Source organism: Pseudarthrobacter sp. As-47 (assembly GCF_058215595.1).
In genome coordinates this window covers 4,133,055-4,154,743 of the sequence record NZ_CM177088.1, presented here as the reverse complement: position 1 = coordinate 4,154,743, position 21,689 = coordinate 4,133,055, and the positions used below count along the sequence as shown (strand labels likewise).

17 protein-coding genes are annotated in these 21,689 nt (G+C 65.9%); 3 read left to right on the top strand and 14 right to left on the bottom strand.

All coding sequences use genetic code 11. The features are described 5' to 3' along the window. Positions 1-101: 101 nt before the first annotated feature. From AC4BCK_RS19245 to AC4BCK_RS19200, 10 genes are all read right to left on the bottom strand, one after another. Positions 102-902, bottom strand: coding sequence for an IclR family transcriptional regulator (locus AC4BCK_RS19245; RefSeq protein ID WP_174176247.1), 801 nt, complete (start codon positions 900-902; stop codon positions 102-104). Positions 903-1,020: 118 nt separating this feature from the next. After that, positions 1,021-1,758: a fumarylacetoacetate hydrolase family protein gene (locus AC4BCK_RS19240; protein ID WP_364271223.1), complete on the bottom strand. Its 738-nt coding sequence runs from the start codon at positions 1,756-1,758 to the stop codon at positions 1,021-1,023. Between the two features lie 26 nt (positions 1,759-1,784). Beyond that, the gene (locus tag AC4BCK_RS19235; protein WP_490566358.1) at positions 1,785-2,837 is read right to left on the bottom strand and encodes a D-2-hydroxyacid dehydrogenase; all 1,053 of its coding nucleotides are present in this window, start codon (positions 2,835-2,837) and stop codon (positions 1,785-1,787) included. 110 nt (positions 2,838-2,947) lie between these two features. Then, the gene (locus AC4BCK_RS19230; protein WP_490566357.1) at positions 2,948-4,453 is read right to left on the bottom strand and encodes an NAD-dependent succinate-semialdehyde dehydrogenase; all 1,506 of its coding nucleotides are present in this window, start codon (positions 4,451-4,453) and stop codon (positions 2,948-2,950) included. Positions 4,454-4,479: 26 nt separating this feature from the next. Further along, entirely contained in the window at positions 4,480-5,295 is an 816-nt protein-coding gene (locus tag AC4BCK_RS19225; protein WP_490566356.1) for an HpcH/HpaI aldolase family protein, read from the bottom strand. Beyond that, the gene (gene hpaH, locus AC4BCK_RS19220) at positions 5,280-6,065 is read right to left on the bottom strand and encodes a 2-oxo-hept-4-ene-1,7-dioate hydratase (protein ID WP_174176257.1); all 786 of its coding nucleotides are present in this window, start codon (positions 6,063-6,065) and stop codon (positions 5,280-5,282) included. The genes AC4BCK_RS19225 and hpaH overlap by 16 nt, the downstream gene beginning before the upstream one ends. Positions 6,066-6,067: 2 nt before the next feature. Then, a complete protein-coding gene (gene hpaD / locus AC4BCK_RS19215; protein WP_490566355.1) occupies positions 6,068-7,153 on the bottom strand; it encodes a 3,4-dihydroxyphenylacetate 2,3-dioxygenase in 1,086 nt (361 codons plus the stop codon). Positions 7,154-7,190: 37 nt separating this feature from the next. Next, complete coding sequence (hpaE, locus tag AC4BCK_RS19210) at positions 7,191-8,705, bottom strand: 5-carboxymethyl-2-hydroxymuconate semialdehyde dehydrogenase (RefSeq protein ID WP_251420237.1); 1,515 nt, start codon at positions 8,703-8,705, stop codon at positions 7,191-7,193. A gap of 39 nt (positions 8,706-8,744) precedes the next feature. Further along, positions 8,745-9,428 carry a GntR family transcriptional regulator gene (locus tag AC4BCK_RS19205; RefSeq protein ID WP_174176263.1) on the bottom strand — a complete coding sequence of 228 codons (684 nt, stop codon included), beginning with the start codon at positions 9,426-9,428 and terminating at the stop codon, positions 8,745-8,747. Next, on the bottom strand, positions 9,421-10,911 hold the full coding sequence (locus AC4BCK_RS19200) for a fumarylacetoacetate hydrolase family protein (RefSeq protein ID WP_490566354.1): 1,491 nt from the start codon (positions 10,909-10,911) through the stop codon (positions 9,421-9,423). The genes AC4BCK_RS19205 and AC4BCK_RS19200 overlap by 8 nt, the downstream gene beginning before the upstream one ends. 241 nt (positions 10,912-11,152) lie before the next feature. On the opposite strand from AC4BCK_RS19200, the gene AC4BCK_RS19195 reads away from it, so the two are divergent. Further along, positions 11,153-13,060, top strand: coding sequence for an FAD-binding monooxygenase (locus AC4BCK_RS19195; protein WP_363958952.1), 1,908 nt, complete (start codon positions 11,153-11,155; stop codon positions 13,058-13,060). On the opposite strand, the gene AC4BCK_RS19190 is transcribed toward AC4BCK_RS19195, so the two are convergent. Together AC4BCK_RS19190 and AC4BCK_RS19185 are read right to left on the bottom strand one after the other, a co-directional pair. Then, positions 13,042-13,899, bottom strand: coding sequence for a prephenate dehydratase (locus tag AC4BCK_RS19190; protein ID WP_174176269.1), 858 nt, complete (start codon positions 13,897-13,899; stop codon positions 13,042-13,044). The two genes, AC4BCK_RS19195 and AC4BCK_RS19190, sit on opposite strands and share 19 nt — an antisense overlap. Before the next feature lie 110 nt (positions 13,900-14,009). Further along, positions 14,010-15,929: an amylosucrase gene (locus tag AC4BCK_RS19185; RefSeq protein ID WP_490566353.1), complete on the bottom strand. Its 1,920-nt coding sequence runs from the start codon at positions 15,927-15,929 to the stop codon at positions 14,010-14,012. A gap of 343 nt (positions 15,930-16,272) precedes the next feature. On the opposite strand from AC4BCK_RS19185, the gene AC4BCK_RS19180 reads away from it, so the two are divergent. Beyond that, positions 16,273-17,748, top strand: coding sequence for an APC family permease (locus AC4BCK_RS19180; RefSeq protein ID WP_490566352.1), 1,476 nt, complete (start codon positions 16,273-16,275; stop codon positions 17,746-17,748). Here the strand turns inward: AC4BCK_RS19180 and AC4BCK_RS19175 are convergent. Then, positions 17,741-18,400, bottom strand: a complete 660-nt coding sequence (locus tag AC4BCK_RS19175; RefSeq protein ID WP_251420244.1) for an AmiS/UreI family transporter — start codon at positions 18,398-18,400, stop codon at positions 17,741-17,743. The two genes, AC4BCK_RS19180 and AC4BCK_RS19175, sit on opposite strands and share 8 nt — an antisense overlap. Before the next feature lie 202 nt (positions 18,401-18,602). Between AC4BCK_RS19175 and gdhA the strand changes: the two genes are divergently transcribed. Beyond that, the gene (gene gdhA / locus AC4BCK_RS19170; protein ID WP_066279713.1) at positions 18,603-19,940 is read left to right on the top strand and encodes an NADP-specific glutamate dehydrogenase; all 1,338 of its coding nucleotides are present in this window, start codon (positions 18,603-18,605) and stop codon (positions 19,938-19,940) included. Here gdhA and AC4BCK_RS19165 read toward each other — a convergent pair. Then, positions 19,937-21,625: an alkaline phosphatase D family protein gene (locus AC4BCK_RS19165; RefSeq protein ID WP_490566351.1), complete on the bottom strand. Its 1,689-nt coding sequence runs from the start codon at positions 21,623-21,625 to the stop codon at positions 19,937-19,939. The two genes, gdhA and AC4BCK_RS19165, sit on opposite strands and share 4 nt — an antisense overlap. Positions 21,626-21,689: the final 64 nt, after the last annotated feature.

Sequence of the window (21,689 nt, the reverse complement as noted above, 5' to 3'; positions counted from 1 at the left end):
GGATAGCGAGACGCCTGTTGCGCCGATCACTATGCTGAACACAATACAGCAAGTTGAACAGACGACAAGGGGGAATGCGTTTATGAAGGAGGTGCCGCCGCCTAACCCATGGGGTTGCCCAGGGAATGGGCGAGTTCCTGGAGTTCCTTGACCATCTGGGCACCCTGCTCGGGCGTGTAGGTGGCCTTGAGGGCCGTCACGGAAAGTCCCAGGCTGGGGCCGTGGGCTCCCCGGGTTGGTACGGCAACGGCCAGGCAGACCACGCCTGTGGTGGATTCCTCATCCTCAAAGGCGTAGCCCTGTTCGCGAATGGTCTGGAGCTGCGCCTTGAATTCGGCACCCGTGCGCAGCGACTTCGGCGTCAGCACCGGCAGCTCGGCATCATCAGGGAAAAGCTCCTCGATGTCATGGTCGTGGAGCCTTGCTATCAGCGCTTTGCCCACCGCACAGAGTGAAACCGGCATCTTGTCGCCGATGTTCGATGTCAGGCGCACGGCAGGATGGCCCTCGTAGCGGGCGAGGTAGATCACATTCACGCCGTCGAGCATGGCGATGCGAACCGTTTCGCCGGACAGGACGGGAGCCTGCTCACAGTAGCGGTAGAACTCCTGCACTTCATCCAGCCGGCCAAGGTAGGCGGCGCCCAGCTCCACGAGTTTGCGGCCAAGGGTAAATTCACTGCCCTGCCGGTTGATGAGCCGTGCTTCCTCCAGCGCCAGCAGCAGGTTCGACGTGGATGACTTGGGAATGCCTACTTCCCGCGAGAGGTCGCTGAGGGTGAGGCGGCCGGTGGCGGAGGAAGCCAGCGCATCCAGGACGGCAGCCGCCCGCGTGACGGCGGGGGCGGGAGAGGCGTTGCCCTGGTTGTCTGGTTGAGGACCTGAGTTGCGGGAATCGGCCATGATTCTCCTTCGGGTTGCCGCGGCGGGACGAGCTGGTGTTCATTTGACTGAACACCATCCATCATAGGGGGCGCGCGACATCGCGCCCCCTATGCCAGGCGTACTCCTGAAGGGGAGCTCAGGCGACGCTATTGCTAAGGGTTCCGATTCCCTCGATCACGATGTCCACCTGGTCGCCCGGCAGGACTGCCACGGCGGTGCCGGGAGCCCCGGTCATCAGCACGTCTCCGGGTTCCAGCGTCAGCCAGGAAGTGACGTAGACGAGGCACTCCACTACGGAGGAGGGCAGGTTGGATGTCCCGGAGTTCGCCTGGGCCACTCCGTTGACGATGACGTCGATTGCCACAAGGTCCGGATCCGGCAGGTCGGTTTCTATCCAGGGGCCAAGGGGCGTGTAGTTGACGCCGGCCTTGCCCTGGAAATTCCGTTCATCCACCAGGCCCTGGTCCACGTTGGTCACGTCGTTGACGCAGGTGTACCCGAGGATATACTCCAGGGCGTTCTCCGCCGTCAGTTCCCTCGCCTGTTTCCCGATCACCACCGCGAGTTCGCCTTCCACGTTGACCGTGCCGCGGTCCCGGACGGCCACCACCTGATCGCCGGGATTGGCGAGGGTGTGCACGGATTTATGCCATGCCTGGATGGGGAGCGGATGGTCGTTCAGCGTCCTGTTGTGTCCGATGCCGAGCACCACCGCAGGCCGGACCGGGGCAAGGAACACGGCGTCGGCGTCCGGGGTGGTGTGCCCCGTGTAGCTGAGGGGTTCCTCGAAGGGGTCGGCAATGTGGTGCCATGTCCCGCTCCGTTCCACCGCGTGCCGGGCGCCCTCTGCTGTCTTGATTCTTGCGATGCGCATGGGTCTCCTGATCGTGCCCCCGGGGCTTAGTAGAAGTGGACGGTATCCACGAGGTGGGGAAGGTCGCCGCCGTCGAGGAAGGTCCGGAGGTTGCTGCAGAAGCGCTCGGTAATGAGGCGGTTCTCGGCTGCGCTGAGGGCCGATGTGTGCGGGGAGACCATGACCCTGGGGTGGTCCCAGAGAGGGCTGTCCTGCGGGAGGGGTTCCACGGCGAAGACGTCCAGGCAGGCGTAGCTGACCTGCCCGTTGTTGAGGGCTTCCAGCAGGGCTTCTTCGTCAACAACGGTGCCGCGTCCCACGTTGATGAACACCGTCCCGGGCTTCATGGCGGCGAAGGTTTCGTGGTTGAAAAGGTTCTCCGTGAAGGCGGTGCCGGGCAACGTGTTCACCACCGCATCAGCCGTGGCCAGCAGGGCCGGAAGGCCGGTGTTGTCCACCACCTCCTCGATGCCGTCGATGCGTTCCACGGACCGCTTGGTCCCGCTGACCTTCATTCCCAGTGCCCTGGCAATCCGTGCAGTCTCCAGCCCGATCTCACCTAGGCCCGTGACCACCAGCGTGGAGCCGTTGACCAGTCGGGTGGGAATCCGGAGTTCAGGCCATGTTTTGGCAGCCTGGTCCTGCGCCAGTTCTGCGCTCCGTTTGAAGCCGTTGAGGATCCCCAGCGCCGCAAACTCGGCGAGGGGGAGGGCGTGGACGCCGGCCGATGTGGTGATCTTGAACTTTTGCAGGATGTCCTGGTCAAGGCCGGAGGCCTTGGCGGCTCCGCCCGCCCCGGCGGCCATTGCATGGATCCACTGCAGGCGGGGATTTTCGCGGGCGATGCGGGCCAGGCCGGCGGGGCTTTCGTTGGGGAATCCATACAGCACCTGTGCGCTGTTGAGCATGGCCCAGTAGCGCTCTTCCTGGGCTGGAGTGCGCTTGAACGCCGGGTCGCCGGAGTGATCGGCCGGGTAACGCTCGGGCGGCAGGAGTTCGGGCTCGTAGAGGACAGTAACTGACGGATCGACGGCGCGGATCTGTTCCACCAGCTCTGCTTCGAGCGGTACAGCGATCGCAAGGGTGATTGTGGAAGTCATTCGTTCACTATACTGGCTGGTGGCTAATATGCTGAACATTCCTTTATTCTTCACTGCAGGGAGCGTCCCGCGAGGCGGGCTTAGCGGGATGTCACGCCGGGCGGCTGGTATCAGCCGGCGTAGGGGTCGGCGATGCCGATGTATTGGGTGGTGGTGTATTCGGCCATGCCTTCGGTGCCGCCTTCGCGGCCGAGCCCTGATTGCTTGACTCCGCCGAAGGGGGCGGCGGCGTTGGAGATGACGCCGGCGTTGAAGCCGACCATACCGAATTCGATCTGTTCGGCCACGCGGAGGAGCCGGTTGAAGTCGCGGCTGTAGAGGTAGGACGCGAGGCCGTATTCGCTGGCGTTGGCGAGCCGGATGGCGTCTTGTTCGGTGGTGAACGTGGTGACGGGGGCGACGGGTCCGAAGATTTCCTGGCCGAGGATCGCGGCGTCGTTGGGCACGTTTGCCAGGACGGTGGGCGGGTAGAAGTAGCCGGGCCCGTCCGCGGGTGCGCCGCCGGTGACGGCAACTGCTCCGGCGTCGACGGCGGCGGTGACCAGGGCGTGGACGTCGTCCCTTGCTCCGGCGTCGATGAGGGGGCCGACCTGGGTTTTGGGGTCGGTGCCGCGGCCGGTGGCCAGCGCGTCCATGGCGGCGGCGAACTTTGCGGTGAATTCCTGGGCGATGGATTCGTGGACGAGGAAGCGGTTGGCGGCGGTGCAGGCTTCGCCCATGTTCCGCATCTTGGCCGCCATGGCCCCGTCGACTGCTTTGTCGAGGTCGGCGTCTTCAAACACGATGAAGGGGGCGTTGCCGCCGAGTTCCATGGAGGTGCGGAGGACGTTCTGCGCGGCGTCTGCCATCAGGCGCTTACCGACCGGGGTGGAGCCGGTGAAGGAGACCTTCCGCAGGCGTGAGTCCTTCAGCAGCGGCCCGGAAATCCTGGAGGCGGATGAGGAGGACACGACGTTCAGGACTCCGGCGGGGAGGCCGGCGTCGAGCATGGTCCGGGCGAAGTACTGGGCTGTGAGCGGGGTGAGTTTGGCGGGTTTGAGGACCATGGTGCAGCCGGCGGCGACGGCGGGGGCGACTTTGCGGGTGGCCATGGCGAAGGGGAAGTTCCAGGGGGTGATGAGCAGGCAGGGGCCGACGGGTTTGTGCTGGACCAGGATCTTGTTCTTGCCCTCGGGGGTGGTGAGGTAGCGGCCGTAGTCGCGGACGGTTTCTTCGGAGAACCAGCGCAGGAACTCGGCGCCGTAGGTCACTTCGCCGCGGGCTTCGGCCAGCGGTTTGCCCATTTCCAGGGTCATCAGCAGGGCGAAGTCCTCGGCCCGTTCGGTCACCAGGTCGAAGGCGCGGCGGAGGATCTCCGCACGCACCCGGGGTGCGGTCCGTGCCCAGGACGCCTGGGCGGCGTCGGCGGCGTCCAGCGCGGCCACCCCGTCGTCGCTGGTGGCCGAGGCGAGGGTGGCGAGGACCTCCCCGGTGGCGGGATCGTGCACGTCAAACGTGCCGCCGTCGGACGCATCCCGCCACTGCCCGCCAATCAGCAGGCCGGTGGGAACGGAGGCGAGGAGCTCAGCCTCACGCTTCGACGAAACGGCAGGGGGCAGCTCAGGAGTGACTGTCATTGAAATAGTCCTTAGGAAGGGAGGGATCAGTAGCTGGTGGGGGTGTCGCCGTCACGTGTGGTGACATACTTCGCGGCGAGGGCTTCGGAGCCGCGGGCGAGGAGGGCGACGTCGGCCCCCACCAGGATGAAGTTGGCGCCGTGGTCCAGGTAGTGGCGGGCCGTGTCCGGCTTGAAGGCGTTGACGCCCGCCGGTTTTCCGGCGGCCTTGGCAGCAGCCAGGCAGTGTTCGACGGCGGCGCGCACCTCCGGGTGTTCCTGCTGTCCCAGCAGGCCCATTGAGGCGGCGAGGTCGGACGGGCCCACGAAGATCGCGTCGACGCCGTCGACCGCCAGGATGTTTTCCACGACGGTGACCGCGGCGGCGGACTCAATCTGCACGGTGACGCTGATCGTCTCGTTGGCCCGGGCCAGGTAGTCCGGGACCCGGTTCCAGCGGGCGGCCCGGGCCAACGCGGACCCGACGCCGCGGACGCCCTGCGGCGGGTAGCGTGTTGCGGCCACGGCGGCTTCCGCCTCAGCAGCGGAGTTGACCATGGGGAGGAGCAGGTTCTGCACACCCAGGTCCAGGTACTGCTTAATCAGCACGGTGTCGTTGACCGGCGGCCGCACCACGGTGTGCACCGGGTAGCCGTGGATGGCCTGGAGCTGGGCGAGGATGGATTCGAGCCCGTTGGGGCTGTGCTCGGCGTCCACCAGCAGCCAGTCCAGGCCGGACCCGGCGCACAGCTCAGCGACCAGCGGGCTGCCGGAACAGACCCACATCCCGGCCAGCGGGCGGCCGGTTTCCCCCGTTTGGCTGGCGAGGGCGTCGCGGAAGGTGTCGTCTATTCGAAGCGGCATGTGACACTCCCCAGGGGTCCGTAGTCTGCATGGACAGTGTCGCCCTTGTAGACCCAGAGGGGCCGGGTGAAGGAGCCGGCCAGGATGATGTCCCCGGCTTTCAGGGAATCACCGTGGGCGGCGATCTTGTTGGCCAGCCAGTGCACCCCGTTGGCGGGATGGTCCAGGACCCCGGCGGCCACGCCGGTTTCCTCCACGGTCTGGTTCTTGTAGAGGATGGCGGAGACCCAGCGCAGGTCTACCGCGTCCGGCTTCACCGGGTTGCCGCCGATCACCATGGCACCCATGGCGGCGTTGTCCGAGATGGTGTCCACGATGGTCCGGCCCTCCATCTCAATCCTGGAATCGAGGATTTCGAGGGCCGGAACCACGTAGTCGGTGGCTTTCAGGACGTCGAAGATGGTGACGCCGGGGCCCTTGAGGCCGTCCTTCAGGACGAACGCCAGCTCCACTTCCACCCGCGGGTGGGTGTACTGGTCCCACTCCACCGAGCAGCCGGTCTCGAGCACCATGTCGTCGAAGATGGCGCCGTAGTCCGGCTCGGTGATGCCCGTGGCCGCCTGCATGGCTTTGGACGTAAGGCCGATCTTGCGGCCCACCAGGGTCCGGCCGGCTTCCTCGTTCCGCCGCCGCCATAACTGCTGCACCGCGTAGGAGTCCTCCACCGTCATCTCCGGGTACCGGGCCGTCAGGCGGGGGACGGGCTTCCGGTTCCGGCCGGCTTCCACCAGTTCGTCCGCGATGGCTTCGATGGTCCTGTCATCCAGCATGGCTACAGCTGCGCTCCCAGCTTGAACCCGGTCCGGTCACCTTCGGGGGAGCCGTCCTTTCGGGTGTAGGAGAAACCGTCGGCACCCACGGTGACCGCCATTTCGCTCTTTTCCTCGCGCTCGATGACCGGCTGCGGGTTGCCGTCCAGGTCCAGGACCAGGGACGCCTCGGTGTACCAGGACGGGACGACGGGGTTGCCCCACCAGTCGCGGCGCTGGTTGTCGTGGACGTCCCAGGTGATGGTGGGGTTGTCCGGATCGCCGGTGTAGTAGTCCTGGGTGTAGATCTCGATGCGGTGGCCGTCCGGGTCCAGGATGTAGAGGTAGAACGCGTTGGACACACCGTGCCGGCCGGGGCCGCGTTCGATCCGGTCACTGATGCGCAGGGCGCCCATCTTGTCGCAGATCTGGATGATGTTGTGCTTCTCGTGCGTGGCGAACGCGACGTGGTGCATGCGCGGGCCGTTGCCGCCGGTCAGCGCGGTGTCATGGACCGTCTGCTTGCGGTGCATCCACGCGGCGTACGTGACGCCGTCGGAATCCTGGATGTCCTCGGAGACGCGGAAACCCAGGTCCTCGAGGTACTTGCGGCCGCGGGGGACGTCCGGGGTGACCTGGTTGAAGTGGTCCAGGCGGACCAGCTCGCCGGCGGAGTACAGGTCGTAGCGCTGGGTGAGGCGCTCCACATGCTCCACGTCGTAGAAGAACTCGTAGGGGAAGCCCAGGGGATCCTCCACGCGCACGGAGTCGCCGACGCCCTTGGTGAAGCCGTCTTTGCGGCGCTCAACCCGGCAGCCGAGTTCCTTGTAGTAGGCCTCGGCGGCGTCCACTTCGGCGGGGGACTTTACCCGGTAGGCGAAGGCTGCGACGGCGGCGATGGGTCCCTTGCGGAGCACCAGGTTGTGGTGGATGAACTCTTCCAGGGTGCGCAGGTAGATGGCGTTCTCATCTTCCTCGGTGACGTGCAGCCCCAGCATGTCCACGTAAAACTCGCGGGATTTGGCGAGGTCGGTGACCACGATCTCCATGTAGGCGCAGCGGACAATGTCCGGTGCCGGGACAGTGGGGGTGGGAATGAAGTCAGTCATGGTGTTCTCTCTTCTTTGAGGAGGGACGGGTGGCGGTTCAGGCGCCGAATTTGGGGGTGTGGACGGTTCCGAGCGTGATGTGCACGGCCTGCTGGTCGGTGTAGAAATCGATGGAGCGGTAGCCGCCCTCGTGTCCGAGGCCCGAGGCCTTGACGCCGCCGAACGGAGTGCGCAGGTCGCGGACGTTGTGGCTGTTCAGCCATACCATGCCGGCCTCCACGTTCTGCGCGAAGTTGTGTGCCCGGGTCAGGTTCTGGGTCCAGATGTAGGCCGCCAGCCCGTACTTGGTGTTGTTCGCCAGGGCGAGGGCTTCGTCGTCATTTTCGAACGGGGTGATGGCCACGACGGGTCCGAAGATTTCCTCCTGGAAGATCCGCGCATCCGGGGCGACGTCGGCAAACACCGTGGGTGCTATGTAGTTGCCGTCCGGGAGGCCTTCGGGCCGTCCGCCGCCGGCCAGCAGCCGGCCTTCGGACTTGCCGATCTCCACGTACGAGGCCACCTTTTCGTAGTGCTCCGGGTGGACCAGGGCGCCCACCTCGGTCCTGGGGTCATGCGGATCGCCCACCACGATGTTCTTCGCGCGGGCGGCGTACTTCTCGCAGAACTCGTCGTAGATGGCGCGCTCAACGAGGATGCGGGAGCCGGCGGTGCAGCGTTCACCGTTGAGGGAGAAGACGCCGAACAGGGCGGAATCGATGGCGGCGTCCAGGTCGGCGTCGGCGAACACCACGCAGGGGGACTTGCCGCCGAGTTCCATGGACAGGCCCTTGAGGTTGGCGGCGGCGTTGCGGAAGATCGTCTGGCCGGTGGTGGTCTCGCCCGTGAAGGAGATCAGCGGGACGTCCGGATGTTTGACCAGGGCGTCACCGGCTTCCTCGCCGAGGCCGTTGACCAGGTTGAACACGCCGTCGGGCAGGCCGGCGTCTTTGAAGATCGTTGCCCACAGCGAGGCCGAGAGCGGCGTGAACTCGGCTGGTTTGAGCACCACGGTGTTGCCGGTGGCCAGGGCCGGGGCGAGCTTCCAGGACTCCAGCATGAACGGGGTATTCCAGGGGGTGATGAGGCCCGCAACGCCGATCGGCTTGCGGTTCACGTAGTTGATCTGCGATCCCGGCACCTTCATGGCGTCATCGAACTGCGCCACGATCAGGTCCGCGAAGAACCGGAAGTTCTCGGCAGCGCGCAGGGCCTGGCCCTTGGCCTGGGTGATCGGCAGGCCGGTATCAAAGGTCTCGAGTTCGGCGAGCCGCGCTTCCTGGGCTTCGACGGCGTCGGCGATCTTGTTGAGAACGCGGGCGCGTTCGCGCGGCTTCATCTTCGGCCACGGGCCGTTGGCGAACGCTTCGCGGGCGGCGGCGACGGCGAGGTCGATATCCTCCTTCTGGCCTGCCGCGGCGGTGGCGTAGTTCCGGTTGGATACCGGGTCCAGGACGTCGAAGGTTGCTCCGCCCACGGAGTCAACGAACCGGCCGTTGATGTAGTGCTGGATATGGGTGGGAAGGTCCTGCGGCACGTAATGGGTGCCGGTTTCCGGTGCAGTGAACGTCATTGTTGTTTCCTTACTGCTTCTGAAGGGATCGGGGGAGTTTCAGATGGTTTTGGCCTGGGCGAGGTAGGCGTCCAGGGTGGCGGAGCGGTGGAGCCGGGCGGCTTTCTCGATGTCGTCGGCGTCGGCGCCGGACTCGATGAGCTTCAGGAGTGCCTCGTGTTCGTCCACGGAATTGCGGGCGCGGCCGGGGACGAAGCGGAAGGTGGAGGACCGCAGCGACGCCAGCCGGTTCCAGCCGCGGTGCACCAGGTCCAGGATGTGGGGGTTGGGGCAGTGCTCGAACAGGATGCTGTGGAAGTCCTGGTTAAGCTGCGTGAACCGGACGGGGTCAAAGTGGTCCAGGCATTCGCGCATGTCCTCGTTCACCGCACGGGCCCGGGCAATTGCCACGGAATCAACCAGCGGCGCGGACAGCGCGGTGGCGGCACCTTCCACGATGCTCAGGGTCTGCATGGTGTAGAGGTATTCCGTCGGATCGATTCCGGCCACGGTGGCGCCCACGTTGCGTTCGAAGGTCACCAGGCCCTCTGCCTCGAGCCGGCGGATCGCTTCCCTGACCGGCACCACGCTGACCCCCAGGTCCTTGGCGATGCTCCCCAAGACCAGGCGGTAGCCGGGGGAGTAGATGCCCTCGACAATGCGTGCCTTGACGGCCCGGTAGGCCTGCTCGGACTTGCTCCCCGCAGCAGCCGCAGCAGACGGTTCAGTCACTGTCTCAGTCATTCGGGTGGCTCCCCTCCGCAGTGCCCGCTTTCCATTCCTTGTACCGTGCCTGCCAGGCGGCGTTCATCGGGTAGAGGCCGTCCACGCTGTTGCCCTGCTTGACCATCTCGAAGATGAAGGTTTCCTCCTGCTCCTGGGCGATGCAATCATCCACGAGTTCTTCGGCGATGGCGGGCGGGACCACCAGGATGCCGTCGGAATCGGCCACGATGATGTCGCCGGGCTGCACTGTGGCGCCGCCGCAGGCGATGGTGATATCCGTGTCCCACGGGATGTGGCGGCGGCCCAGCACGGCAGGATGCGGGTTGGCAAAGTACGTGGGCATCTCCAGCCCGGCCACGGCGGTGTAGTCGCGGACGCCGCCGTCGGTAATGATTGCCGCGGCGCCGCGCACTTGGGCGCGCAGGGCCAGGATGTCGCCAACGGTTCCGGTGCCCTTCTCGCCCCGCGCTTCCATGACCAGGATCTCGCCCTCGTTCACGGAATCGATGGCGCGTTTCTGGGCGTTGAAGCCACCGCCGTGGATCTTGAAGAGGTCCTCACGGTTGGGAACGTAACGCAGGGTCCGGGCCAGCCCCACCACGCGGCGGTCCGGCCGGGTGGCCTGCAGGCCGTCGATGCTCACGTTGTTGAGGCCGCGTTTTCGCATCTGGGAGGACAGGGTGGCCGTGGCGACGCTTTCCAGCTTCGCTTTCAGCTCCGGAGTGAGGACGCCTGCCCCCGCCGGCAGCCCCGCCGCTGCCCGCGAACCGTACGCTTCCTCCCGCTGCAGGTCATCAACCTTGGGTCCGGCACCAAAGTCCGCGAACGGCGTCGTACCTTCCTCCACCCTGGTGACCAGCCGGCCGGTGGTGAGGTCGCCGGCGGAAACCTCGACTTCCAGGACGTCCCCCGGCTTGGCGACGGAGGCGCCGGCCGGGGTGCCGGTGAGGATGATGTCCCCCTCTTCGAGGGTGAGCAGCTGGGACAGGTCCGCCACCAGCCGGGCGAACGGGAAGAGCAGGTCCCCCGTGGTGTCGTCCTGGACCAGCTCCCCGTTGCGCCAGGTGCGGATGCGCAGGTTGGCGGGGTCGACGGCGTCTGCAGGAATCAGTGCCGGGCCCACCGGCGTGAAGCCGTCCCCGCCCTTGGAACGCAGGTTGGAACCCTTGTCCGCCCAGCGCAGGTCATAGACGCCCAGGTCATTGCTGGCGGTCACTGCAGCAACATGGCTCCAGGCGTCCTCTATGCCCACCCTGCGGGCAGCCTTGCCGATAATCAAGGCGATCTCGCCTTCATAGCCGAGCAGTTCACAGCCTGCAGGCCGCTCCACCGTGCTGCCGCTCAGGGCCAGGGAGCTGGAGGGCTTGAGGAAGTACGACGGCTGGGCGGGAGTCCGGCCGCGCTGGGCTGCACGGCTGGGGTAGTTGATGTGCACCGCGACCACCTTCCGTGCTGCTGCCAAGGTGTCGCCGTTGACGTGCTCCAAAACTGTCTCCCTCATCAGGTACGAAATCGTATACGATCACTATCGTCCGTCGGAGGCGGATCGTCAACCCCCAATTGCGGCGTTTGGCTTTCGGGAATATGGCACTTGTCGCCTGAATCACATCCGGCGTACAGTTGAAGCCAAAGTTTCAGTTTTCGATTATCGAATGGGGTGTTCTTATATAGAACACCAATCGACGGGGCAGGTAACTGCTGCGAAGTAGCGATAATCCACCACAACGAAGTGAGGAAATCCCGTGCAATTCCACCACCACGGCTACGTATCCGGAGACCCGCGAGTCCTGCCCGCCGCCGGCGTTGGCCTGAACCGGCCCCAGGAGCTTCCGGAGGAAGTCGACGTGCTGATTGTTGGCACCGGGCCTGCGGGAATGCTTGCGGCAGCGCAGCTGTCCCGCTTCCCGAACATCACCACCCGGATCATTGAGCGCCGTCCGGGCCGCCTCGCCATCGGCCAGGCTGACGGCATCCAGGCGCGCAGCGTCGAGACCTTCCAGGCCTTCGGCTTCGCTGAGCGGATCATTGCCGAGGCCTACCACATCACCGAGATGGCGTTCTGGAAGCCGGACCCCGCGAACCGCGCCAACATCGCCCGGGCCGCCCGGGCCGTCGACGACGAGATGGGCATCAGCGAGTTCCCGCACCTTATCGTCAACCAGGCCCGTGTGCTGGACTACTTCGCCGAGTACATGGCCAACGCACCCACCCGCATGACGCCCGACTACGGCTACGACTTCCAGTCCCTCAACATCACGGAAGGGGACGAATATCCCGTCAGCGTAACGCTGCTGCATACCGACGGACCGAACGAGGGCCAGGAGCGCGTAGTCCGGGCGAAGTACGTTATTGGTGCCGACGGTGCCCGGAGCAAAGTGCGCGCAGCGATTGGCTGCATCCTCGCCGGGGACCAGGCCAACCATGCCTGGGGCGTGATGGACGCGCTCGCCGTGACCGACTTCCCCGACATCCGCACCAAGTGCGCCATCCAGGGCGAAAAAGGCAGCATCCTGCTGATCCCGCGCGAGGGCGGGTACTTGTTCCGCATGTATGTGGACCTGGGTGAGGTGGATCCGGCTACCCATCACGCCGTGAGAAGTACAACCATCGAGCAGATCATCGCCAAAGCCAACGAGATCCTCCATCCCTACACCCTCGACGTGCGCAACGTGGCGTGGCACAGCGTCTACGAAGTGGGGCACCGGCTCACGGACAGGTTCGACGACGTCCTGCCGGAGGACCGCGGCACACGGACCCCCCGGGTGTTCATCACCGGCGACGCGTGCCACACGCACAGTGCCAAAGCCGGCCAGGGCATGAACGTGTCCATGCAGGACGGCTTCAACATTGCCTGGAAGCTGGGGCATGTCCTGGAAGGCCGCAGCCCTGAAAGCCTCCTGTCCACCTACTCGGAGGAGCGCCAGGTGGTGGCCAAGAACCTGATCGACTTCGACAAGGAATGGTCCACCATGATGGCCAAGAAGCCCGAGGAGTTCGAGAACCCCTCGGACCTTGAGGACTTTTATGTCCGCACTGCCGAGTTCCCGGCCGGTTTCATGACCGAGTACGCGCCGTCCATGCTCGTGGCACCGGCAGACCACCAGGCCCTTGCAGCCGGCTTCCCGGTGGGCAAGCGGTTCAAGTCAGCGCCCGTGGTGCGGGTAGGCGACACAAATCCCATGCATCTGGGCCACCACGCCACGGCAGACGGACGCTGGCGGATCTACGTGTTCGCCGACGCCGCGCTTCCGGGCACCGGCTCTGCCACGGACAAGTTGGCCCAGTGGCTGGCGGAGGCGGCCGAATCACCGCTGGCGGCAACGCCGTCGGACGCTGATCCTGACGCGTGGTTCGACGTGAAGGTGATCTACCAGCAGCCCCACACGGAGCTTGACATCAACGCGGTGCCGGCGGTTTTCAAGCCGCAGGTGGGCCCATTCAAGCTCACGGACTACGAGAAGGTTTACGGCACGGACCCCTCAGCAGACATCTTCGAGCTCCGCGGCCTGGACCGCGGCGGCGTTGTGGTGGTGGTGCGGCCGGACCAGTACGTGGCGAACGTCCTGCCGCTGACGGCCACCACCGAACTGGCGCAGTTCTTCGGGCCGCTCCTCAAAAGCCGTCCGGCCGGTCAGCCGCTGACTGTCTGACCCGTCCGGTATTCCGCGGCAGCGTAAACGCCCAGGATCCGCACCTCCGTGGTGAAAAAGTCCAGCTCCTCGAGGGCCAGCTTCAGCGGCAGGTCCTCGGGGTGGCCCTCGACGTCGGCCATGAACATGGTGGCGGCAAACTCGTTGCCCACCATGTAGCTTTCCAGCCGCGTCATGTTCACCCCGTTCGTCGCGAAGCCGCCCAGTGCCTTGTACAGCGCTGAGGGGACGTTGCGGACGCGGAACACGAAGCTGGTCACTGCCGGTCCGGAAAGCTCATCCCGGGCCGGCAGTTCCTTTTCCCGGGCCAGGACCACGAAGCGGGTGGTGTTGGAAGGGTCATCCTCAACCCGTGAGGCCAGGACGTCCAGGCCGTAGATCTGCGCGGCCAGCGGCGGTGCCAGGGACAGCTTGCGCGGATCGTTCCACTCGCTGACCTCCCGGGCGGAGCCTGCAGTGTCACCGGCGATGACTGGCTTGAGGCCGTGCTCGCGGATGAGCTTCCGGCACTGGCCCAGGGCGTGGATGTGGCTGTGGACCTCGGTTGCGTCCTCGATGGTGCTGCCCGGGATGCCCAGCAGGTCGAAGTGGATGGGCAGGAAGAACTCACCCACGATCTGCAGGTTGGACTGCGGCAACAGGATGTGGATGTCCGCCACTCGGCCGGCAATGGAGTTCTCGATGGGGATCATGGCCAGCTCCGCCTCGCCGCTGGCCACGAGTTCGAACGCGTCCTCGAAGCTGGCGCAGGGCACGCTTTCCATGTCCGGGAACATCTGCTTGCACGCGATATTGGAGTTGGCGCCGGGCTCACCCTGGTACGCAATCTTCTGGGCCATGATCCGTATGGTTTCACGGACCGAGCCCGCAGGCCCAACTGGGTCGCAGCAGATGTCGGTTTGGGGGCCCAAAAGGACATCTGCTGCTACCCAGTTGGGGAAGGACGGGACTAGACCGGAGTGACGCGCAGCCAGGTGTACTGGCGGGGGAGGAGCGTGACGCCCTCGTCCAGCTGCAGTGCGGCTTCGGAGAGGAGGTCGACGGCGGCGCCTGAGAAACCGGAGAAGGTTTCGGCGGGCAGGGTCTGGGGCTCGTCGCTGAAGTTGGCGAGCGCCAGGATTCTCGTCTCCGCGCCGTCGGCCGCACTTGCCGGCCGCTGGTAGGCCAGGACGCCCCTGTTGTGGGTATCGAAATCGAGGAGCGTTGTTCCCGCAAGTTCAGGAGCAGCGCCGCGGACCTCGATCATGCGCTTCAGGCCCGCATACACCGCGCCTTCCGGCGTGGACGCATCGTGCCGCCGGGCGTACTGTTCCTTCGGATAGTGGGGCCGGTGCACCCAGCGGCTGTCGGCGTCGTGCCCTTCCTCCTTCGCGTAGCCGTAGTCGTTAAGCTGGCCCACTTCGTCGCCGAGGTACAGCAGGGGGATGCCGCCGGTGCTGAAGGCAACCGAGTGGGCCAGGAGGATCCGCTCCACCGCCTCAGCGGGGTCCACCTCCATGCCGCACAGCGACGCCGTCGTACCCGAAATGCGGCAGTCACCGGTCTTGGGGTTGTCCTGGAACGGCACGCCGCGGGCGAAGCTGCCGGGGAAGCGGTTGACGTAGAAGGAGTTCAGGAAACGGCGGTGGTCGAAGCCGTTAATTCCGAGCTCTGCCGCGTCCTCGTCCGCGAACGTCCAGCCGATGTCGTCGTGGCTGCGGACGTAGTTCACCCATGAGGTGCCGCCCGGGATGTTGTGCCTCCGCTCCAGTGCCTGGGCCAGGAGGGAAACGTCCCGGGTGGCCAGGGATTCCCAGATGAGCGCCATCTGCAGCGGGTTGTAGGAGAGCTGGCATTCGGCGGGGTCGATGTAGAGCGCCACCTCGTCCGGGTGCACGATTGCCTCTGACTTGAACAGCAGCGAGGGGGCGGCCAGCCGGCACACGGCGTTGAAGGCCTGCAGGAGGATGTGGGCCTCGGGCAGGTTCTCGCAGGGGGTGCCCAGCTGCTTCCAGATGAACGCCACCGCATCCATCCGCAGGATGTCCACGCCCTGGTTGGCCAGGAACAGCATCTCGCCGGCCATCGCCCGGAACACGTCCGGGTTGGAGTAGTTCAGGTCCCACTGGTACGTGTGGAAGGTGGCCCACACCCAGCGGCCGTCCTCCATTTGGATGAAGGACCCGGGGTGGTTTTCCGGGAAGATCTCGCGCACGTTCTGCTCGAAGGCGTCCGGCATGGTCCGGTCCGGGTAAATCCAGTAGTAGTCGCTGTACTTAGGGTCGCCGGCAGCGGCCCGCCTGGCCCACTCGTGCTCGTCGGAGGTGTGGTTGAAGATGAAGTCCACCACCAGGCTGATGCCGTGGCCGCGGAACTCTGCCGCGAGGTCGCGGAGCTGTTCCATGGTGCCCAGCTTCGGGTTGACCTGGCGGTAGCTCGAAACCGCGTAGCCGCCGTCGGAGTGTGGCTCCGGAGCAAGGAACAGCGGCATGAGGTGCAGGTAGGTCAGGCCCAGTTCCTTGAAGTACGGGATGTGCTTGCGGAGCCCGTCCAGGTTGTCCGCGTACCGGTCCACGTAGCAGACGCCGCCAAGCATGGTGTTGGAGAGGAACCAACCGCTGTCCGCCTCCCGCTGGGCGTCGAGTGCCTTCAGGTCAGCGGGCCGCTCCTGCCATGAGCGTGCGCTCTCCACCACCAGGGCGGTCAGCTGGTCCAGCCAGTCCTGCCGGGCTTCGTACAGGGACCGGAAGAGCCGGCACAGGTCCGGGAAATGCTGCTCCAGGCGCCGGTCGAATGCCGGATCAGGGGCGAGTCCGAGGCTCCGTTCGCGGGACAGTGCGTCCAGCACGTGCTCCAGCGCCGTTTCGTCCACCCTGACGGATTCCTGCATGCCCACGGCTCCTTCCGGCTTCCGCCGGGGTTTCCGGCAGGAAAGATGTTACGGCAGTATCCCATGTCACACGGCAGGGGAACGCCCGACGGCGGGGTGCGGCTTCCTTAGGTCAGCCCCGGGACGGCGTGTTTCTGTGTACGCACCCTGCCGCCGGGACCGCGGCACCGCTTCCGGCGCTGCCCGGACGACACTGCGCGCACGGCACTGCGCTGACGGACAAGAACTGATCGCTGACGGACAAAGACCTGCAGCCGCCCGCTGCCACGCTGGATTCCACAGCTCTTCCCCACGCTCATGACCAATAATCTTCCCCACGCTCATGACCATTAAAAAGGATCAAATGAGTATTTCGAATTTCGGGTCCCGGACTGCCGACGCTCCGGCCAAGGAGCATTCCACAGCCCTCCGCGCAGGAAGCATCGGCGTCCTGGGCATCCTGTTTTTTGTCCTGTCCGCCCAGGCGCCCCTGACCGGCATCGTGGGAGCTTCGCCGCTCGCCGCAGCCCTTGGCAACGGGGCAGGCGCCCCCGGCGCCTACCTGATTGTCGGCATTGTCATTGTCATCTTTGCCGTGGGATTCGTGGCCATGAGCCGCAGGATCCAGGCGAACGGCGCTTTTTACGCCTATATCACCGCAGCGTTCGGCAGGAGGATTGGCGCGGGCGCGGCCTGGCTTGCGCTGCTGGCCTACAACACCATCCAGGCCGCGATGTACGGCCTGTACGGGGCGGCATTCTCCGGCCTGCTCGCGTCGATGGGCCTCGAGGTGCCCTGGTGGCTTCTGGCCCTGGCAACCATGGCCGGAGTCCAGGTGCTTGGATCCCTCAATATCGAACTCGGAGCCCGCGTGCTGGCCGTGCTGGTTGGGCTGGAGGTGGCAGTGCTGATGCTGTTCGGCGTCGCCGTGCTGTTCAGCGGCGGCGGACCGGAAGGCATCAGCCTGGCGGCATCCTTCTCACCGGAAGCCATCGCCACCGGCGCTCCGGGAGTGGCCATCATGTTCGCTGTGGCGTCCATGTTCGGCTTCGAGTCGACAGCCATCTATTCGGCAGAGGCCAAGGACCCGCACCGCACCGTGGCACGGGCAACCTACCTGTCCGTGGGCGTCATCGCCGTCTTCTTCTCCTTCATCTCCTGGATGCTGGTCAGCTATTACGGCCCGTCCCAGGTCATGGATGCAGCGGGGGCGGCCCTTGAGTCAGGCGATTCCACCTCCTTCGTCCTGGGGCCGATCGTGGAACTGTTCGGTCCCTGGGCGGGCGTGGTGACAGGCGTCCTGCTGGTGACGTCACTGCTGGCAGGCATCATCGCCTTCCACGACGGCATCAACCGCTACCTGCACTCCCTGGCCCTGCGCGGTTCCATGCCCGCCGTCGTGGCCCGGACCAACCGGCACTGCGCCCCGGCCTCTGCAGCCTGGATCCAGACCGCCGCCGCCGTCATTCTCGTGGTTCCGTTCGCCGTCCTGGCGCTGGATCCCGTGCTGACCCTGTTCTCCTGGTTCAGCGGGCTGGCTGTAGCGGCGCTCCTGGTGCTGTACATGCTCTGTTCCGCCGCCGTCGCCGCATTCTTCCGCAGGGACCGCGGTGACGCCGGGCTGTGGCAGACGCTGATCGCACCTGCGCTCGCGGCCCTGCTGCTGGGATGGATCCTGTTCCTCGTGGTCAGCAACTTCACCGCATTGATCGGCGGCAGCACCGGGACGGCGGCCGCGCTCCTGGTGGTTGTTCCCGTGGTGTTTGCGGCCGGAGTGCTGGTGGAGGCCCGGGTGCAGCGCCGGCACAAGGCGGAGAGCCTCGGCCATACAGTCAACTAACGGGCGCTTTGGAGCCGGCAGAAACGGCAACGTGCCCTGTACCGGCCCGGCGAGGAGCAACTCTGCGCCGGGCCGGTACGCGTGCCAGGAAGCCTGCCAGGACAAAAAGCGCGGCCAGGAAAGCTGCTGCCAGCCCCGCCACGACAGGCTCACGCGGCCACATCCCCGCCAGGCCGAGGAAAGCGGGGAGGGTGGCTGTGACCTGGCTCGTCAGCACAAGCGCCCAGCCGATGAAGGGGTCAAGGCGGCCCAGGCCCGCTGCCATGGACGCAAAGAACAGTCCCCACAGAACCGACCAGCACAACCATAGGACCGCCAGCAGGGGATCTGTTCCCAGCCAGGCCGTGGCAAGAAGCAGGCCACAACCTCCCACCATGCCGCAGAACCATCCCAGTCCCCGCGAACCGAGGCGCAGCAGGACGTCCAGCCCCACATAGAGGTACGTCAGGCCGAACAGGAACATTCCCACAGCAGTCAGCAGCGGCGTTGCGCCCGCTCCAGCCGTCGCAACGTAACCCACGCCGAGCGCCAGCTGGACGGATCCGACCGCCAGGCTGAATACGGCTGCGTCCCGGCGGGGCAGGAATCTGAGCATGGCCAGACCGTTGAGGAGCAGGGCCGCCCCGGACAGCAGCAGGCAGATGTGCGCCATCAGGCGGCCTCGCGGATGCAGGCCGAACTGCGCGATATTTTCGTTATGTGGAATAGATCTGTCACAATACGGATAGTAAGGGATGACGGGCAGGCCGTCTGGGGGCGCGCGGTCATAATCCGATAAAGTTGAAATCTCAACTATAGGTGCGTCCGGGATCGCTTTCGGCCGTCCCACGGTCACGCAGAGGTGAGGAAGACACATGGATTCACGGCTGGAAGCCATCAGGGATACTGTCCTGGCAAGGAATCCGGGCGAAGCGGAGTTCCACCAGGCGGTGGTGGAAGTCTTCGAGAGCCTCGGACCCGTCCATGACAGGCACCCCGAATTCCTCGAAGCCGCCATCCTGGAGCGGCTCTGCGAGCCCGAGCGGCAAATCATCTTCCGCGTGCCCTGGACCGATGATGCCGGACGTGTACAGATCAACCGCGGCTTCCGGGTGGAATTTAACTCGGCGCTGGGCCCCTACAAAGGCGGCCTGCGGTTCCACCCCTCCGTCTACCTGGGCATCGTCAAGTTCCTGGGCTTCGAACAGATCTTCAAGAACGCCCTCACCGGCATGCCCATCGGCGGCGGCAAAGGCGGCTCCGACTTCGACCCCCGCGGCCGCAGCGACGGAGAAGTCATGCGCTTCTGCCAGTCCTTCATGACCGAGCTGTACCGGCACATCGGCGAATACACCGACGTCCCGGCCGGCGACATCGGCGTGGGCGGGCGGGAGATCGGCTACCTCTTCGGCCAATACAAGCGCATCACCAACCGCTACGAATCAGGCGTCCTCACGGGCAAGGGCATCTCATGGGGCGGTTCCCTGGTCCGGCCCGAGGCTACCGGCTTCGGAACAGTGATCTTCACCCAGGAAATGCTGAAGACCCGTGGGGCATCCTTTGACGGCCAGCGCGTGGTGGTTTCCGGCTCCGGAAATGTTGCCATCAATGCCATCGCCAAAGCCCAGGACCTCGGCGCAACCGTGGTGGCCTGCTCCGACTCCTCCGGCTACGTGGTGGATGAGGCGGGCATCGACGTCGCGCTTCTTCGCGAAGTCAAGGAAGTGGAACGCGGCCGCCTCAAGGACTACGCCGAGCGCCGTTCCGGCGTCTCCTACGTGGAGGGCGGCTCCGTCTGGGACGTGGACGCCTCCGTGGCGCTGCCGTGCGCCACGCAGAACGAGCTCGACGGCGCTGCTGCCGCCGGGTTGGTGCGCGGCGGGCTCCTTGCCGTCGGCGAAGGCGCCAACATGCCGTCCACCCGCGAGGCCGTCGCCGTTTTCCAGGAGGCCGGCGTCCTGTTCGGCCCGGGCAAGGCCGCCAATGCCGGCGGTGTTGCCACGTCCGCGCTTGAGATGCAGCAGAATGCCAGCCGCGATTCCTGGACCTTCGAGCACACGGAAGAGCGGCTGACCGAGATCATGGTGGGTATCCACCACCGGTGCGCGTCAACTGCTGACGAGTACGGGGACCCGGGCAACTACGTGCTCGGCGCCAACATCGGCGGGTTCGTCAAGGTTGCCGACGCGATGCTGGCCCAGGGCCTGATCTAGGAGGGTGTCGTGGCAGGATTCCCCGCCGTCCTGCGTGGAGTGACCGTTAGTTCCGCCACGCGTTCCAGGCGCGGGTTGAGGTTATCGCCTCCCTCCACGACGCCCCGCTGCCACCACAGCTTCAGCCCCTCCGGCGCCACTTCAAGGCAGGCCAGGTTGTTGTCGAACCACGGGCCCTTGATCCCGGACCAGCGGAACGGCGGGTCCGGGACTTTGGCTGACCGTGCGGCCAATGCTCCGATCGGCGTGGCCAGGCCGTAGGACATCACGGCGCCGAAGGACCGCATTACCCGCGGGAGCGGATTGCGGATGGGCGAGCAGACGGCCTGGATGATGCGGCTGCCCGCAGTCCGCTCCACCTCGGAGACGTAGGAAAAATGCACGTCCCCGGACAGGAAGGTGACGCTGTCGGGGGCAGGTCCGCGGCCGCCGTCGGCCACGTCCTCGGCCATCGCGGCAACCCGCCGGAAGCTCTCCTGGAAGGCGGCCCAGTGCTCCAGGTCCACGGCCTGGCGCAGTTTTTCGCCGAACCGCGCCGGAATTTTCCCCCAGGCGCCTTCGGAGACTGCCTCGTCCCAGGCCTCAAGGTGGTGCAGGCCCATGGGCAGGAGGAACGGCAGGGACGTTGCCACCAGCAGGTGCCGGAAACCGCCGCGCATCCGGGCGTCCAGCCAGTCCATCTCGGCATCATCCAGCAGGGCGCGGTGGTCCGGATCCAGGTTCCGGGCGGCCCGGGAATCAACCACGAGGAGCCGGGTGTCGCCAAAGTCGCGGCAGAAGCTCCACCGGTAGGTTTCCGGATCCTGGTCGGCCCGTTCGGCGAAACCGTCCAGCTCAGTGCTGATGTCCGGTTCGCCGTCCCTGCGGTGGGAGGCAATCTTCTGCCAGACCACATCCGCGGCGCGCTCCTGCGGGGACAGGTTCCCCAGGTGCTGGTACACCCAGTAGGACGCAAGGCCCGCCACGATCCGTCCGTGCCACCAGTCCGTGTCCTCCATGGCCTCCCGCCAGCTCCGCGAGGCATTCCAGTCGTCACGGATGTCATGGTCGTCAAAAATCATGGCACTGGGCAGGGTGGACAGCAGCCACCGGTTGGCGGGGTCGGACCAGGCCAGGTTGTAGAGGTGCGCGTATTCCTCGAAATCCTTGAGTTCCTCGCCGGGAGGCTCCGTGATGTCGCGCCGGGCTTTGATGAATTCCTGCATCTGCCCGCTGGTGGAATCGGCGTAGACCTGGTCCCCGAGGAACGCCACCAGGTCCGGCCAGGGTTCCTTGCCGCCGGAGCTCATTGCCAGGGCGTAGGCCCGCAAGGCATCCACGCCGTGGCTCCGGTTGCCGGACCCGTCGTGCGGGACGCTGGTGCGGCAGGAACCGAAGGCCAGGCGCAGCGGCTTGCCGGGTTTGAGGGTGGCGATCACCGGCGGCAGGAACCCCGTCCCGGGTTCAGGCCACACCGGTACCCCGTTGACTGCCACCGTGTAGGGAGTCACGGACCCGGGCTCCAGCCCGTCCGCTTCCACCAGCGCATAGTGGTGGCCATGGACGGCGAAGGTCCGGGCTTCCCACTCCGCGGCCCCGGCGCTGACCGTCACCCGGGCGTTGTCCCGGGTTTCCACCCAGATGCTCGCCGAAGTCTGGTCCACGTACCGCATCATGGGGCCTAGGACCAGCTCTGGGGTAGTCATCTCTCAGTTGTACCTGCTGGAACCCGCCCCGGCTATGGGGAAAATCCGCAGCTGGGGCAGCGGG